General features: G+C 35.6%; 18 protein-coding genes. 6 read left to right on the top strand and 12 right to left on the bottom strand.

Annotated features, from left to right (window positions below; translation table 11 throughout):
- The first annotated feature begins 6 nt into the window (after window positions 1–6).
- Window positions 7–1893: an ATP-dependent DNA helicase RecG gene (gene recG / locus HH_RS05605; protein ID WP_011115996.1), complete on the top strand. Its 1887-nt coding sequence runs from the start codon at window positions 7–9 to the stop codon at window positions 1891–1893.
- 24 nt (window positions 1894–1917) lie between these two features.
- Here recG and HH_RS05600 read toward each other — a convergent pair whose 3' ends face one another.
- Window positions 1918–3588, bottom strand: coding sequence for a methyl-accepting chemotaxis protein (locus HH_RS05600; RefSeq protein WP_011115995.1), 1671 nt, complete (start codon window positions 3586–3588; stop codon window positions 1918–1920).
- 155 nt (window positions 3589–3743) lie between these two features.
- Here HH_RS05600 and ccoS point away from each other — a divergent pair, with 155 nt between their 5' ends.
- Window positions 3744–3968 (top strand): cbb3-type cytochrome oxidase assembly protein CcoS, encoded by a 225-nt coding sequence (gene ccoS, locus HH_RS05595; protein WP_011115994.1) that lies wholly within the window; start codon window positions 3744–3746, stop codon window positions 3966–3968.
- Window positions 3961–4932: an NAD(P)-binding domain-containing protein gene (locus HH_RS05590; RefSeq protein WP_011115993.1), complete on the top strand. Its 972-nt coding sequence runs from the start codon at window positions 3961–3963 to the stop codon at window positions 4930–4932. The genes ccoS and HH_RS05590 overlap by 8 nt, the downstream gene beginning before the upstream one ends.
- Here the strand turns inward: HH_RS05590 and HH_RS05585 are convergent.
- The 3 genes from HH_RS05585 to HH_RS05575 form a co-directional block, all read right to left on the bottom strand.
- Entirely contained in the window at window positions 4929–5504 is a 576-nt protein-coding gene (locus HH_RS05585) for a hypothetical protein (RefSeq protein WP_011115992.1), read from the bottom strand. The two genes, HH_RS05590 and HH_RS05585, sit on opposite strands and share 4 nt — an antisense overlap.
- A gap of 100 nt (window positions 5505–5604) precedes the next feature.
- Window positions 5605–6939 (bottom strand): leucine-rich repeat domain-containing protein, encoded by a 1335-nt coding sequence (locus HH_RS05580; RefSeq protein WP_011115991.1) that lies wholly within the window; start codon window positions 6937–6939, stop codon window positions 5605–5607.
- A 13-nt stretch (window positions 6940–6952) separates the two neighbouring features.
- Window positions 6953–7576: a Crp/Fnr family transcriptional regulator gene (locus tag HH_RS05575; protein WP_011115990.1), complete on the bottom strand. Its 624-nt coding sequence runs from the start codon at window positions 7574–7576 to the stop codon at window positions 6953–6955.
- A 98-nt stretch (window positions 7577–7674) separates the two neighbouring features.
- On the opposite strand from HH_RS05575, the gene HH_RS05570 reads away from it, so the two are divergent.
- A complete protein-coding gene (locus tag HH_RS05570) occupies window positions 7675–7878 on the top strand; it encodes a YgaP family membrane protein (protein WP_011115989.1) in 204 nt (67 codons plus the stop codon).
- Window positions 7879–7954: 76 nt separating this feature from the next.
- Here HH_RS05570 and fliY read toward each other — a convergent pair whose 3' ends face one another.
- From fliY to folK, 7 genes are all read right to left on the bottom strand, one after another.
- On the bottom strand, window positions 7955–8791 hold the full coding sequence (gene fliY, locus HH_RS05565) for a flagellar motor switch protein FliY (RefSeq protein WP_011115988.1): 837 nt from the start codon (window positions 8789–8791) through the stop codon (window positions 7955–7957).
- Complete coding sequence (fliM, locus tag HH_RS05560; protein ID WP_011115987.1) at window positions 8788–9849, bottom strand: flagellar motor switch protein FliM; 1062 nt, start codon at window positions 9847–9849, stop codon at window positions 8788–8790. Before fliM ends, fliY begins: the two co-directional genes overlap by 4 nt.
- A complete protein-coding gene (locus HH_RS05555; protein WP_011115986.1) occupies window positions 9842–10549 on the bottom strand; it encodes an RNA polymerase sigma factor FliA in 708 nt (235 codons plus the stop codon). The genes fliM and HH_RS05555 overlap by 8 nt, the downstream gene beginning before the upstream one ends.
- 11 nt (window positions 10550–10560) lie before the next feature.
- Complete coding sequence (locus HH_RS05550; RefSeq protein WP_011115985.1) at window positions 10561–10917, bottom strand: hypothetical protein; 357 nt, start codon at window positions 10915–10917, stop codon at window positions 10561–10563.
- Between the two features lie 24 nt (window positions 10918–10941).
- Window positions 10942–11814, bottom strand: a complete 873-nt coding sequence (locus HH_RS05545; RefSeq protein ID WP_011115984.1) for a MinD/ParA family protein — start codon at window positions 11812–11814, stop codon at window positions 10942–10944.
- Window positions 11815–11826: 12 nt separating this feature from the next.
- Window positions 11827–13278: a flagellar biosynthesis protein FlhF gene (flhF, locus tag HH_RS05540; RefSeq protein ID WP_011115983.1), complete on the bottom strand. Its 1452-nt coding sequence runs from the start codon at window positions 13276–13278 to the stop codon at window positions 11827–11829.
- Between the two features lie 91 nt (window positions 13279–13369).
- A complete protein-coding gene (gene folK / locus HH_RS05535) occupies window positions 13370–13897 on the bottom strand; it encodes a 2-amino-4-hydroxy-6-hydroxymethyldihydropteridine diphosphokinase (RefSeq protein WP_011115982.1) in 528 nt (175 codons plus the stop codon).
- A 77-nt stretch (window positions 13898–13974) separates the two neighbouring features.
- Here folK and HH_RS05530 point away from each other — a divergent pair, with 77 nt between their 5' ends.
- Entirely contained in the window at window positions 13975–14721 is a 747-nt protein-coding gene (locus HH_RS05530) for a protein disulfide-isomerase (protein WP_011115981.1), read from the top strand.
- A gap of 10 nt (window positions 14722–14731) precedes the next feature.
- On the opposite strand, the gene HH_RS05525 is transcribed toward HH_RS05530, so the two are convergent.
- Window positions 14732–15724, bottom strand: a complete 993-nt coding sequence (locus HH_RS05525) for a transaldolase (protein ID WP_041309096.1) — start codon at window positions 15722–15724, stop codon at window positions 14732–14734.
- Window positions 15725–15803: 79 nt separating this feature from the next.
- Here HH_RS05525 and HH_RS05520 point away from each other — a divergent pair, with 79 nt between their 5' ends.
- A complete protein-coding gene (locus HH_RS05520) occupies window positions 15804–16004 on the top strand; it encodes a hypothetical protein (protein ID WP_011115978.1) in 201 nt (66 codons plus the stop codon).
- Window positions 16005–16017: the final 13 nt, after the last annotated feature.

Below are 16017 nucleotides of genomic sequence, written 5' to 3'. Positions count from 1 at the left end.
TAATTTATGTATGATTTTAGCTCCTTTATTCAACATCTTGATAAAACCAATCAATCGCGTCTAAAAAAACTTAAAATAAACAATCTCCTTGCTCTTATCATTACTCACGTTCCCAAATCTTATATTGACACCACGCTTACTCCTACTCTTACTCCTCATAGCAATGTCCTTATCAAAGTGCATATACACGATACAAAAACGCTCGGTTTTGGCAAAAATGCTCGTTTAAGCATTTACGCTACGATGAGCGATTTTAATCAGCCCCTTGAAATGATTATCTTCCACCCAAAGCCTTTTCACAAAAAGATTTTTAGTGAAGATTCTACTCATTATGTATTAGGCAAACTTGAAACCTATAACCAGCGCTACACTCTAATTCAACCAAAATCTATTAAGCACATTAACACCATTACACCACATTTTAAAACTACCCTGCTTAGTGCTAAAGCAATGCAGGAATTAACTCAAGCTGCTATCAATATAGATAATCTCCTCTCTTGTGGTATTCCTCAAGAGATTGCTCAAAAAATATATGAAATTTTTACACCCTCATCGCATTTTATGCTCGCTTTTAAAAAACACAACGCATTGCCCCAAGAACATATGAATGCGCTTAAATTTATTGAAATTTATCATTATTTGCACTTACTCTCACGCAAAAAGATACATTTCAAAGCCAAATATCGCTGCAATAACGATATTACGCCTTTTATAGAATCTTTGCCTTTTTCCCTCACAAGCGGACAATGCTCCGCCATAAAAGATATAAGCTTAGATTTAGATTCCAAAATTGCAGCAAGGCGACTTATTATGGGTGATGTGGGCTGTGGCAAAACAATAGTAATCCTCTGTGCTGTAATGATGACATATCCACACACAAGCATTCTTATGGCACCCACTACAATTCTTGCTACCCAACTTTATGAAGAAGCAAAACGACTGCTTCCACCATTTATCAAAATACATCTTATTACTGCTAAAACGCGTCAAGATTTGCAAGAAGCACATTTTATCATAGGCACGCAAGCCTTGCTATATCGTGAGATTACATTAGAAAATGTAGCCCTTGTAATGAGCGATGAACAGCATCGCTTTGGGACAAATCAACGCTATGGGTTAGAAAAAATAGGACAAGACGCCCATAAAAATGCTCGTCCTCATATTTTGCAATTTTCAGCCACTCCTATTCCACGAACTCTTGCGATGATTAATGCACAATTTATTGACTTAAGTGTCATTCAAGACCTACCTTTCAAAAAAGATATAAGCACTTCCATTGTAGATAAAAGCACCTTTAAAACTTTACTTTCTGCCTTACAAAATGAAATCAATCAAGGACATCAGGCAATCATTATCTATCCTCTTGTAGAAGAAAGTGAGCATCTTGATTATCTTTCTTTAAATGAGGGATTAAGCTTTTGGCAAAAGCATTTTAATAGCGTGCATTACACTTCAGGTAAAGATAAAAACAAACAAAATGTTATAGATGATTTTGCGCACAATGGCTCTTTACTCCTTGCTACTACACTTGTTGAGGTGGGAATCTCCCTGCCAAAAGTCTCTACTATTGTCATTGTTGCACCCGAACGACTAGGATTAGCCACATTGCACCAGTTGCGTGGGCGCGTAAGCCGAAACGGATTAAAAGGATACTGCTATCTTTATACACATCAACCGCAAAATGAACGATTAAAAGCTTTTTGTAGCACCCTTAACGGATTTGACATTGCTGAACTTGATTTAAAATATCGCAATAGTGGAGATTTATTAAGTGGAGAGCGACAAAGTGGCGATGAATTTATATATTTTGATATGGGAAGCGATGAAAATATCATTAAAGAAGCAAAAATGCTTATTCAACAACAAAATGCACAAAAAGGGCGATTAACCTAGAAAAATTGCCCTTTGTCTTTTTTATTACACCTTAAAATGTGTCATATTCTTTTTTAAGGCATCAGAGATATTTTTAAGCTCACCAATAGCCTTATTGGTATTTTCAAGTGAATTTCTTGTCTCCTGAGATAATGTAGAAATACTCTGCATATCGTGCAAAATACTCTGCATTGTATCTTCTTGTTGAACTGAAGAAGATGCTACCACTTGAGCTTTTTGGAGAGAATCTTGAGCTTGACTTTGGATTTCTTCTAATGTATGCACAGAATCTAAAATGAGCTTTTGTCCCTTATCAATTTGTGGCACAATGGCTTCAATAGAATTCACAGAAACACCTATACTCTCTTGAATAAGTGTTATCATATTAGCGATTTCCGCCGTAGTAGAAGCTGTGCGCTCTGCGAGTTTTCGCACCTCATCTGCAACAACAGCAAATCCTCTTCCGTGTTCTCCTGCACGTGCAGCTTCTATTGCTGCATTAAGAGCAAGTAAGTTTGTTTGATCTGCAATTTCCGCAATTAAGCCTGCACTCCCACCAATTTCCACAGATTGTTGTTGCAAACCACGAATATTATCCGCTGAAGAGCTAATCATTTCTGTAATTTTGCCAATCTCTTGGGCTGTAATATTAATAATCTCCACACCCTTAGATGAAATTTCAACACTTTTGACTGAATTTTCCTCTGTTTGTTTGGCAATATCTGATACCTCTGCGACAGAATGGTTTATTTGCTCTATTTTACCAACTATGGCTGCTGAATTTTGCATTTGTGTATTAGCGTCATCTTGCGCTTTTCTCGCTACATCAGAGACTTCAAGCGCGATTTTATTCACTTGCTGCGATGAATGCGTAATAGCCTCTACAATTTCTCTTAATCCTTCCTGCATACTTGCAATGGATGAAAGTATAGAATCTTTATTTTTGTATGTTATATGTCCAGATAGGTCTCCATTAGCAATTTTAGAAACAATATATGAAGCTATATAAGGCTCTCCACCAAGCAAACGCAACAAATTACGAATAATCACAATAGCTACAATTACACCAAAAATCACGCTACAAGCCAAAAGCACTAAAAGTAAGATTCTAAACTCACTAACATCACTTCTTAGCTGATGTGTAAGCCCTGAATTAGCATTTTCTTGATAATCAATAAATTCATTAATTTCTGCAAGCCACTGCGTAAAATAAGGAGAAAGTGTTGTAAGAATAGTGCGCGCCTTTTGAGAATCTCCTGCGAGCTTAGCCTGAATAATTTGAACAATAAGCGGAATAGCTTTAGCTTGTGTTTCCTCAATAGAGTGCAAAATGCTTAGTTCTTTTTTATTGAGCAGTTTTGCATCAATAAACTTCTGCTTCATATTATCTTCTGCTTCTTTGTAAAATTTCTCTAGTGCATTAATCTGTTCTAAAAGCTGTTGCAATCCGTTTTTATCCTCACTACTAATAAGCACTACATCACGCACAGCAATAGCTCTATCATGCACACTTCCCCGAAAGTTGATTGCATAACGTTGAGCAAGGGCATTTTTATCATTAATTTCGCTCAATGAGGCATTGATACTGCTTACGCGATTAAGACTTAAGAATACCATCACACACGAAAATACAATTAAAACCCCAAAACCAAAACCAAGTATAACACCTATGCTTGTTTTTTTCTTTGGGGGCTGAACCTCTAAAGTCTTAGACATAATTTATTATCTCCCTTAAAATATTTAAGAAATTATACTACTTAAAAGTATATTTTTATAAATATTATCCATATAAAAACATATTTTATTTAGTTTCGTAATTAAAAATATGTTAGAATCCTGTAAAAATTCATCATCAAAAAGGTTCAATACTAATGAATACCGAAATGATTGCTGTAATGCTCGGTGTTTCTCTTGTGCTAGGCTTATTTGGATTACTTGCATTTATATGGGGCTTAAAAAATGGACAATTTGATGATGCAAACAAAATGATGCAGGGTGTGCTTTTTGATTCTGTGGAAGACTTAAACCTTGCTGCAAAAACTGATAAAAAACAAAATAAACCTGCCATACAAAATAAAGGAGGCAATGATGAATAAAGTATATGATGTAGCTGTAGTAGGCTGCGGACCTGCTGGGATTAGTGCTATTATAGAATCTCAAGCACGCAATTTAAGTGTGATAGCACTTGAAAAAGGTGATTTGCACAATATGAGTATTCGCAAGTTTTACAAAGAAGGCAAACGCGTGGATAAGGACTACAAAGGGCAAGTTGTGCAATTAGAAGGAAAGATTGACTTTAAAGATGGCGATAGAGAAAGCACATTAGCACTTTTTGATGAGATTCTCTCTCCTGTTGAAGTAACTTATCAAAGCGATGTGGAATCTGTTGTGCCTTGCAAAGATAGTGAAGGCTTTGTGATTACTACAACAGATAATCGCAGCTATAAGGCGCATTTTGTCGTTATCTGTATAGGGAAAATGGGACAACCCAATAAACCAAGCTATGCTTTGCCACCGACAATTCGTAAATATATTAATTTCAATGCCAATGATGCGCAAAAAAATGAAAAGATTCTCGTTGTAGGTGGAGGAAACTCTGCTGTGGAATATGCGTATGATTTAGCCCAAAGTGCAGACAATGGTGGGAGCGTAACGCTTAATTACCGCCGAAGTGAGTTTTCACGCATTAATGATACAAATGCAGCTGCACTTAAAGATGTGATTGCAAATGGCTCACTTCACACAAAGCTTGGCATTGATATTACAGAGCTAAGTGATGATAACGGAAAGGTAGGAGTGCATTTTAGCGATGGGAGTAAAGATGTATTTGATAGGGTGATTTATGCTATTGGTGGTGCTTCACCTATTGATTTTTTGAAAAAATGCTCTATTACCACAGATGAAAAGGGTGTGCCGCTTTGCTCTCCTTTATGGGAAAGCAGCGTGAAAAATATCTTTGTAGCGGGGGATATTGCGCTTAAAAATGGTGGCTCAATCGCTGCTGCTATCAAGTATGGATATGATATTGCCAAAGAGATTGCAAAAAGAGCAAAGAATTAAATATCATCAATTATAAATACACCCACAATTATACAGCCAATTAACCATACAAAAGGCAAAAGAAGTAAATAGAGTAAAAATAAAGCAGGGAGTTTGCTTTCAAATCGCCGCATAAAGACGCTTAAGGCTGCTAATAGTGTAAAAAGGAGTGGCGGCACAAAACTCCAAGTCATCAATAAACCTACTTGATAAGGAGAGTGTAGATCCTCATTGTTTGATGCGATAATTTCAAGTATTTCTTGTAATTTAAAATGTTCTACTCCAAAAATTCCTTGATAAAAGAGCACACCAAGAAGGCATATACCGCCAAAAGCGATATACAGCGTAAGCAACCCAACTTTAAAATAGTCTTTTTTAAAGAGGTAAAAAGCAAAACCCGCTCCTGTAAATACATTAATAAAAGTATGTGAAAGAAAAGGTGTTTTCACCTGAACAAAAACAAGATACACAAACACAATGATAGCCGATACATATTTGCATATTTTTTGCATTGTGCTTAAGCTTACACTAGAATATAAACCAATTTTCTTTAAAAATTCAATTTCTCTCCTCTGCATATCTTTAAGATTCATAGCCACCCCCAAAGAACAAATTTCTGCATTCTAACACATTTGTTTGTAAAAATTTCGTTTTTTTTTTTTTTGTTAAAAAGTAAAGCGTATGTTACAAAAATTAATCATCAACACTCCATCTTGTATCATAAGGCGGCTTACAAGGCTTAGCACTTTCATAAACCCTAAGCACATCTTGTGATAAATTTTTAGGAAAATCAGGCAATGATATGCCATTTTTCAAGCTAAAAACAAGTTTGGATTGTGATTCTTCATCCCTCAAATCAATAAAAAGGACAGCTCTTGCCTGTGATATATCTTGATTATCAAAAATCAACCGCACAATAATCCTTTCTTGTGAATTAAAAAAACCCGCAATACCATATACATCAAAAATCGCTTCATTCTTTGGAGATTTTTTTGGCACAATGCGTGTAAGATAATATGTCGCCTCTTCGGTATATAAGGCGCGCCTTAGACGCCATAGAGAGTATTCACTCTGGCTTAGGCATATTTGGGAATTATTTTCATTAGCTTCTTTGTTATCATTAGCTAGTCTAAAATCTCTATCCCAAAATGCTATATTATCAAATAGCCTCAAGCTCTTATCTTCGCTTAAATTGAAATCTTTAGGATAAACAATCTTATTGCCTTCGTAATTCACATAATCAATTTTTGCTAAATCTAGGGGCAAAGATGTGAGTTTATTATAAGAAATATCCAAAAATCGCATATTTTCAATAGAATGAGGCAAAGATTGAAGCTGATTGTGCGAAACTTCAAGCTCAATTATATCTTTAATGGTATCGGGCAAAGATGTGAGTTTATTATGATTAATTTTGAGGTAAAGAAGTCTAGGAGATGTGGGAAGTTTACCCTTTCCGGGATTAATATCCCATTCAATCATATAAAGAGGGCTTTTTCTTTGGTTAAATAAACAAGAGGGTAAAGTAGAAATTTTATTATGCGAGAGTTCTAAATCCATTAGATTCCTTGCTTCACAAACATTTTGAGGAATCTCTGTAATCTCATTATGCGCTACATTTAAATCTTGAAAATATTTTAAAGAAAAAATATGAGGATTTAAAGCTTTAAGATTGGCATTTTGTATGCGTAGTCCTTTAAGATTTTCTAAAAGCCTAATAGCATCGGGGAGACTATCTATTGGGCATTCTTCGTCAAATACCAATCTTTCTATACTTTGAAGTTTCTTTAAAATCGCCTTATCATCTAAATCACTCTCTAAAAACAATCCACAATAAGCGAGTTTACCTTCTTTCCAACTTTTGTTTTCATCGTATGCTTTATTAGAGATTGAAAAAAAATTATCTTTAGGATAGAGGGCATTTTGCTTTTGCCATTGTTTAATCTCCTGGATTTGACTTTTTATAGAAGCTCCATAACTATTTACACCTACAAACACCCAAAATATTACAAAAATTCCTAGCAATTTCATTTTCTCCCTCCTATTAAGAACACAAAATAATTTTTTTATATGCACATTTGATTTCACCGCGTTTTTCCATTTCTTTGAGGATTCGTGAGATGACTTCACGCGAACTCCCTAGATGATTAGCAATTTCTTCGTGGCTTATGAGAATCTCCCCATTATGCGCATTTTCATACAAAAACTCACGGATTCGTTCAACAAGCGGCTTAAATAATGCTTGCTCAAGTGTGGATATGGTTTGGCTTAGTCGCTTAGAAATAAGCGTGAGTGTGAAATTTGAAAGCGTAGGATAAGTATCTTTAAGCCTAGAAAATAACTGATGAGGCACAATAAGCACTTCTGTGTTTTGGCTGCTCTCAAGTAAAATATCATAATGTATAGAATGCAACGCACAATGCGAGCAAAGAAGACAATAATCATTCTCTTTAAGATTAAAAAGTGTAATTTCTTTAGCATTCTCACCCATAATATAAGCGCGTAAAGCCCCTGAAAACACATAAATAAAGCCCAAGCAATTCTCATTTTGATTAATAAGTGTATTTGGCGCAAAACTTTTAAAATATGCTTGTTGAACTATGCTTTCAATATCTTGCTGTGCTAAGCCTAGCGGGGCAAAAATAGCTTTAAGCGGCTCTTTACTCACTTACCCTCCTTGCATTAATAATCAAAATGTGATTTTATCACAGACATTCTTATTTTTGTATTCTATACTTCATCATTACTTTTCAAAAAGGAGTTTATATGAAAATGACAGAACGAATAATCCGAATCATAATTGCTTTTGCTATTTTTGGCATTGGATTTTATTTTGAATCTTTATGGGGACTTTTAGGGCTTATACCTTTGCTTACAGGTGCATTTGGTGTCTGCCCTTTGAGAGTATGGGCAAACAAACAAGCTTGTCCGCTTAAAAGTTGCTCTGTCTTTAAAAAAGAGAAAGAATAAATTTGATAAGGCTTATTTTTGATAAGCCTACTCTCTCACTTACTTTTATATTAGTGTGTGCTTGAACTTAGCTAAACTATCCTCTCAGCTGTTCTAGTCTATCTCGTTTAGTGCCAATATCTGTGATTTGAATCCCAAAGTTTCCATCAACGATAACGACTTCACCTTTAGCAATGACTTTATCATCTACGAGAATCTCAAGCGGGTCATTTGCCAACTGATTGAGCTCTATCACGCTCCCAATGTCCATTGCAATGACATCTTTAAGAAGCATTCTTTTTTGTCCTATACGCACCTTAACATTCAAGCGCACATCTAAAATCATATTGATATTTTTGTATTCTGTCGCAGAGAGTGCCGGGTTTGTTTGAGCAGCAGATTCTGCAGGAGCCGCTTGAGCAGATGTATTACCGCCTTCAAAAAGTTCCACAAAACTTTTATTTGCCAAAATCGTAAAATTTGACTGAATAGAATCTAATGTAAAATTAAAAATATATGCCTTATCAAAGCGAGACAAATCCATATTTTCTGTAATAAATTCAATATTGCTACACGTAAAGTTGAGTTTTGGTAGCTCATTTTGAGAATTAAGCGAAGTAGAAACAGCACCAAAAATATTAGAGCTAATTTCTTTTATTGCATCTAAATCATCATCACTCATCTCACTCTTTACTTCGCCCTCGCCGCCGAGCATCATATCTGCAAGTGCTGTTCCCATTTCTACAGGAATAACCATTGCTATTTCACCATTACCATCGCCACTTGCTTGAATATAACTGATAGCATAGGGTGTGGGGAGATTTTCAAGGCTAACACTATCATCTTGCGTATGGCTTACACTTGGAGTTTTCCCCATTAAGCCTTCAATGGTCGTTGTTGTCTCTGTAACAACTAAATCAACAAATGCTTTCATTCTCCCTCCTCTGCAATATTTGCAATTCTATTTTTACGTTGCCCTTCAAGCATTTCAAGCACTTCTTTTACTTGGTCTTTTTCTGTTTTAATGACTTCTTTAATCTGCAATGTCTTTCTATAACGTTGCAATCCTATACTTGCAATATATTTTTCACGCCCATCAACAGAAACGATTATAGTATCATCAGCAATAGTATCAAGTCGCACAATATCACCTACTTGCAAATCCAAAATTTCTTTAAGCGTGAGTGTAGCATCACCAAGATAGCCCGATACTATTACATTTGCCCCTGCGATAAGGGCTTGGAGTTCCTTATTACGACTTTTCTTGGAACTTGTATCACTTAGCATTAAATCCCGACTTGCCAAACGTGAAAGCACTGTTTCAAGCGAAATAACAGGATAACAAATACTCATCATACCGCTACTATGCCCAATAATAATCTCCATAACTACCATAATAACAATTTCATTTTGTGCGACGATTTGCACAACATTAGGAGAAGATTCCTTAGCATCAACACTTGGAAAAATCTCTGTGATAGAGCTCCACGCTTCTTTGAGATTTTGCATTACTTGACGCAAAAGTGTATCAAGGAGATTGAGTTCAATATCACTAAACTCACGTGAGCTTTCATAAGGGTCGCCTTTCCCTCCCAAAAGTCTATCAATCATTGGAAAGGCAATACTTGGATTAATCTCTAAAATTGCAGCGCCCTCTAGTGGCTTCATTGAAAAGATATTAAAGCTCGTAGGAGAGGGCAAACTCATCAAAAACTCACCATAAGTCATTTGATCCACACTATGTAGTTGAATCTCCACAATACTTCGCATAACCGCAGAAACTTGAGATGAAAGACTACGCGCCATTTTATCGTGAATTGATTTAAAAGCACGTAACTGCTCTTTACTCACACGATTAGGACGTTTAAAATCATAAAGCGTAACTTGTTTTTGATGTGTTAAATCCTGTTTCTCTATATCAGCAGTATCGCCATCATCATCAACAACTTCTAAAAGGGCGTCAATTTCTTCTTGACTTAATATATCAGCCATTAATATCTCCTAATGCTTGTCTAATTTTTTTGACAATTTCCTTAGTAATCTGCGAAATACGAGATTCTGTAATATCTAAAATCTCGCTGATTTCCTTAAGACTAAGCTCCTCAAAATAATACAGCTGAATAATCATCTGCTCACGCTTACCAAGCTTTTTAAGGACATTAAAGATAATCTCCATAAGCTCATCTTTTTGCACATCTTCAAGTATATTTTCCGCACAAATAGCGTTATATTGTTCATCAATAGGCACAAGTGCGTATATATCCGAAGCCATACGCGCCTCTTTTATCTTTGCTATATCTTCTTTAAGGACTTTCGCAAGATATTCATCGCTTGGCTCTTCTTGGTGTTCATTAAAATATTTTGATACTTCATAATCAATACTCTTTACAAGCTTACGATTAGCACGAGAAAGGACATCAAGGCTTCGCAAATAATCAAGCATTGCTCCATTCACTCGCGTTTTAGCAAAGCCCCAAAAAGAATCATTAAGGCTACTATCATAACGGCGAGCAAGTTTAATAAGCTCTTCTGTGCCAATAGATACAAGATCTGCCATTTCAATAGAGCTAGGCAAACGCTCCTTAAGGCGAAATGCCATCGCCTTAACTGCCGGAAGGTATTGCAAAGCAAGCTCATCTTGTGCATATTTGAGCGTCTGATTATATCCGTTGTTATTTTTTATGCTTTTCATTAAAATACCTCTTAACCCTCTTTCTGCGTATTTTGTTGTGCTGCCTGTGCTGCCATTTCTTCATCATCAGATTCTATACTTCTAATAAAATTCCGAATCTTAGCCGATTCTTTTTCACGCTTATCAAATTCAAGGCGATAAAATTCAAGATTATTCTCAAGTTTGCTTTTTTTAAGCCGAGTTTGTTCAAAATCCAAAAACCAAAAATATAATGATACGCATACAGCCACAATCAAATATACACCCATTGTCGTAATAATTGTCCATAAAACCATAAATTCAGGCTCATCAAATTTGGTAATGGAAAATGTCAATCCAATAAAAAACCCTGCTACAATGCTAAAACTCATATAATTATCTGGTTTCATACCATCCCCTATTATAGCCTGACATCAAATATAGCCTAATATCCGTCGCAAAAAATCAGCAAAATGCTGCTTATGAGGTTTGGTAAGCATATTTTGTTCCAATTTTTCTACAAGCTCTCGTGCAATATCCTGAATCTGTCCGCTAGGCAAGCTCAAAGGTTCGGCTTTGGCAAAAAGTTCCCTTGAACGCACCGCTTTTGCTACAACCTGACTTTGTTCAATAAACCCAATCAAAAAAAGATTAAGAGCAGGCATACTTTTTTGAGCCAAGCCTAAAATGCGTTCAAAAACAAGTCGTGATTCTTTAGCATTTTTTACCATATTGAGAATCATATAAATGTTATTATGTATTTTACTATTAAGCTTAATAGTAGCGTAGGCATCAGTAAGAGCCGAAGGGTCAGGCATAGTAACTACTACGAGCGCATCGCTTGCATTTAAAAAATTTTGTGTTATGCCGCCAATACCCGCGCCTGTATCAATAATCATATAATCAATACTATTTAAAATATCGCTCTCTTCAAGGAAGCGTTCTAATACGCCGCTATTAGCGTATTTAAGGATTTCCTCACCATTATCTCCGGGTATAAGGTATAAACCCTCTTCAATAGGATAAATAATCTCTTGGAAACTCGCCTCCCCACGTAAAGCGTGAAGAATATTTTTATCCGTTTTTACTCCAAAAATTAAATCAAGATTAGCCAATCCAATATCCGCATCAAAGACTGCTACACGCTTTTTAAGCTTCCATAAACAATAAGCAAGATTAGCACTAATGCTTGATTTTCCAACACCACCCTTACCTGAAGTAATAGCAATAAATTTTGTTGTGCTAAAATTGCGTTTATCCCGACTTTGAACGAGCGCTTGAAGCTCGTGGGCTTGATTTTGTATCATTTAGCACTTCCGCTATTTAGATTCTGGGCGTTTAAATCCATCAAGCAAACAATCTACCAAATAATCATTGCCTGCTAAAATCAAATCATTTGGCACACCTTGCCCGATTGAGAGATAACTAATGGGTTTTTTTGTCTCATATACAAGTGAAAACATATTACCAAAGTTGCGACTTTCATCAAGCTTGCTAAAAATTAATGTATCAATATTCATTTCACTAAAAGCATTATAAGTATCTCTTAAATCTTCATATTTTGCATTAATCGCAAGCACAAGACTCACATCAATTTTGTAATCATTATTAAGGTAAGATTTAAGCGCTTGAAGCTTACTGCGGTCGTGTTGAGAATGCCCCGCTGTATCAATGAGAATATAATCACAATGCTTAAGGGAATCTATTGCCTTGCCAAATTCCTCTGGCTCTACCACCGTGTCAATACTTAGCTTCATCATACGCGCATAAGCCATTAGCTGATCAACCGCTGCTAAGCGATAAGTATCAAGCGTAACTACACCCACACGATAACGTTGATTAAGCATTAAAGAATAACGCGCGGCAAGTTTGGCTAGAGTGGTTGTTTTTCCCACACCTGTAGGTCCTACAAGCATTATGATTTTTTTTGCATTGCTTTGGAGGTTTTCAGGACGACAATAAATCATTTTTCTCAATACTTCGCGAAAATAACGTTTAATTGTTGTGGAATTTGAGCGCATCTTAAGCGGCATAAGTTCTAATGATAATTGCATAATTGTATCCAAATGCTCCTTGTTCATACCGCTACTTTTTGCGATTCTATAAATTTCTGCAAACTCTTGAGGAATATTAATGCCTTCATTTTTGGGGCTTTTTTCCTCCCACAGCATATTTTGGATAATTTTCATCTTATCGTTAATCTCATCAAGCTCATTTTTAATATGCTTAAGTTCTATTTTTTGATTGATACTTTGCTCTAAACGAGTTTGTTGCAAATCCTCAATTTTATCTTCTATACTTGAAATATGCGTTGTGTTTGCTTTGTTAAAGGTTGCTTTAGCCGTAGGATAAGGACGCTTGGGTTGAATCTTAGGATTTACAGGCATATTGCTCGGCACATTGGCAATTTGTGATATTTGTTTTACCGCATCAGAAAGTTGAAGCGTTACTTCATCATAAACTTTAGGCTTATTTGATTCCTGACGCTTCTTTGCCATATTTTTCTCTGCAATCTCATCAAGTCTTTTTTGCACACTATTGGGTGCTAATTTCTCTTGAGTATCTTTTGTATCTGTAGATTCTGTAGGTGTTGATGGTGTGCCTTCATCATCAACTGCAATGACTATCTCATATAAACCCGATTGTGTAAGAGATTTTTTCCGAATCTCTTTATTTTCTACGAGTAAAATCTCGTTGCCAAAGGTATCTTGTGCCTTTTTAAGGGCTTGGGCTGGGGTATCTCCCATAAAGGTGTGAAGTTTTTTTGCCATCGTATCCGCCTATAAGCTCAAAATAGAAATTCTTATTGTAGCTTGTTGATGTTTTAGTAAAGTTTAACTGCTTGCACAAAGATACAAACTTTCACATATATGTTTCTATAAAGCTCAAAGGCAACATTACCGAAGCCCTAACATCGTAAAAAGAATGAGGCACTTGCAAATAAGGGCGCTTAATATGCAGCGCATTAAAAAAAATAATATCAATATCAAGTGTGCGTGGGGCATTTTTAAAAGCTCTTTTGCGTTCTCGCCCAAATCGACGTTCAATATAAAAAATAAGCCCATAAATTTCTACCAAACTTAAATTGCTCCCACACACCATAATTGCATTATAAAAATCATCTTGGGATTCAAAACCAAAGGGTGGATTGCGCCAAAGTGGTGATGTGCAGAGAATCTCTATATATGAGCAGGAATCAAACCACATAAATACAGATTCTAAAATTGCAATACTGCCTTTCTCATTGAGGAAAGTGCAAAGTCCCTGATTAGAACCAAGACCTAGCATAAAAATATTACGATACTTAGGAGAAATGGGCTTTTGAAACTTTTTGTGTAACCTATAAGGATAATGCTTGGAGCTTAGAATCTGTGCGCTTTTATATGCCATTATCTGCCTTTGGTTTTATGTTTGTGAAAACATTATAAAATCTTAGCCCAAATTTATATCATTCAAAGGACAATACAATGAAAAAAAATACCATAATATATGTTTTTTGTATGCTTTTATTGAGTATCTCAACGAGTTTTGGAGCAAGTTTTGAAGATACACTCAAAGCCACGATTAAAAGCAATACAAAACAAGATATTAAGATTCTCAAAATTCAAAACCTCCAATCAAGCCCTGATGTAAAACTTGTGCTTATTGCTGTAGGCAATATGCAAGTGCCAATTTTTGCAAGCAAAGATGGCAAACTTGTTATGGGTGTTTCAAATGTATTCTTTGCACATAAAAGCGAGGATATGGGTGCGGTAGGTAGCCTCATCAAACAAACTCAAAGCGAATCTAAACCCGATAAAGCTATCCTTGATACGTTATTTAAAAAGATTCCCCAAGATGAATATATTATCCTTCGTTCCCCTAATAAAAATGCCAAAAAAATTACCTACATTGTCTCTGACCCCAATTGTCCTAGCTGTCAAAAAGAGCTTAACAATATCCAAGAAAGGTTAAAAGATTCTGATGTATATATGCTACTTGTGGGATTTGTAGGCGAAGATTCTCCCATTAAATCAAGTATGTTGCGTGATAGATTGCTTGATGTTAAAGATGATAAAGAAAAACTTAAGATTCTTAGAGAAGTTTATACGCCCAAATCCAAAGTGCCCACAAGTTATATTAATATTGATATAAAAGATACAATGAAGATAAATCAAAAGGTGATAGATGCAGGCATTAAAAGTGTGCCATTTGTTTATGAGCGTAATAAATAAATGACAAAAACTAAAGTGATTTAAGCAAATCTTCAAAACTTTGCTTAAATGCCACAAGCCCCTCATCTAAAAGGCGATGAGCGATAATGTCACGATGGATATTTTTCTCTTTCATATCCTCCCAAAATGCCAAGCGTGAAGATATATTAATTAATGATTTTTGTTCTTTATCCTCACTCATCTGATAAGCTCTAATACTTTCAAGTGGGGCAGTATTGATACTATGAGGCAAAATAAGTTTGTCAATATAATAACTTTTTGGCAAATCTTCACCCTTTACACCCGTTGAGGCAAAAAGTGTGCGGATATGGGACACATTATATTGCTCAATCACTTCATAACAATCCATTGCATTCATAATACCCACTTGTGAGCACAAATGCGATTGCACTATATGTTCATCAACTACCCTATCAAAACGTGAAACAAATACACTTATTACGCCTTGAAGCAAGTTAGAATGCTCTAAATGAGAATCTTGCGCTTTTTTAAAACCCTCTTGTAATGCTAATGCACATTCTTTTGCTTGAGAGGGAGTAAAAACCAAAGTCGCATTTATATTTATCCCTTTTGTGGCAAGCGCATTCATTATTTCATATCCTGCAAAAGTAGCTGGCACTTTTATCATCACATTTGGCATAGCAATACTATGATACAATCTCACGCCTTCATCTACGCTTTGTGCAACATCATCACACAAAAGTGGGTCAATTTCAAGACTAATAAAACCTTGCGTCGGATTACTCTCCCACAAATATTTAAGTATCTGTGCTGCCCGGTGAATATCTTCAAGAGCAAGATGTTCATAAATTTCTTTTGGATTTTTCCCCTTTAATTTAGCAATAGCATTTTGATACACAGGACTCTTAAGAGCTTGAGCGAAAATACTTGGATTGCTTGTGGCTCCATTTATTAGCCCTGAATCTACGAGTTTGCTAAACTCATTTTCTAAGAAATCTCTTTGTATGAAATCACACCATAAACTAAAATCAATACTATGCACTCTTGCTCCTTATTTAAAATAATGGCTATTTTATAAGAATAAAATGGCAATATTACATTAAAAAAATTAGGAGAAGCTTATGCAGTATAAATTAATGATGTGCGGCTTTAGCGCTATGTGTGAAGATATGCAAGAAGTGCAAGATAGACTTAAGGTTATTCCCGTGGAACGAGCAGAGCTTGAAAGCTCGGCGTGCTATGTATTTGATTTGTATTCAGCACAAAAATATGAAATAATCCCCACACCAAAAGGCTGGGTAATACAAGGCTATGAAGAATAATTGCATTTTTATG

It is taken from the genome of Helicobacter hepaticus ATCC 51449 (genome assembly GCF_000007905.1).
GTDB lineage: Bacteria > Campylobacterota > Campylobacteria > Campylobacterales > Helicobacteraceae > Helicobacter_C > Helicobacter_C hepaticus.
The sequence above is the reverse complement of the archived record's forward strand: the minus strand, read 5'-3'. Positions and strand labels throughout refer to the sequence as shown.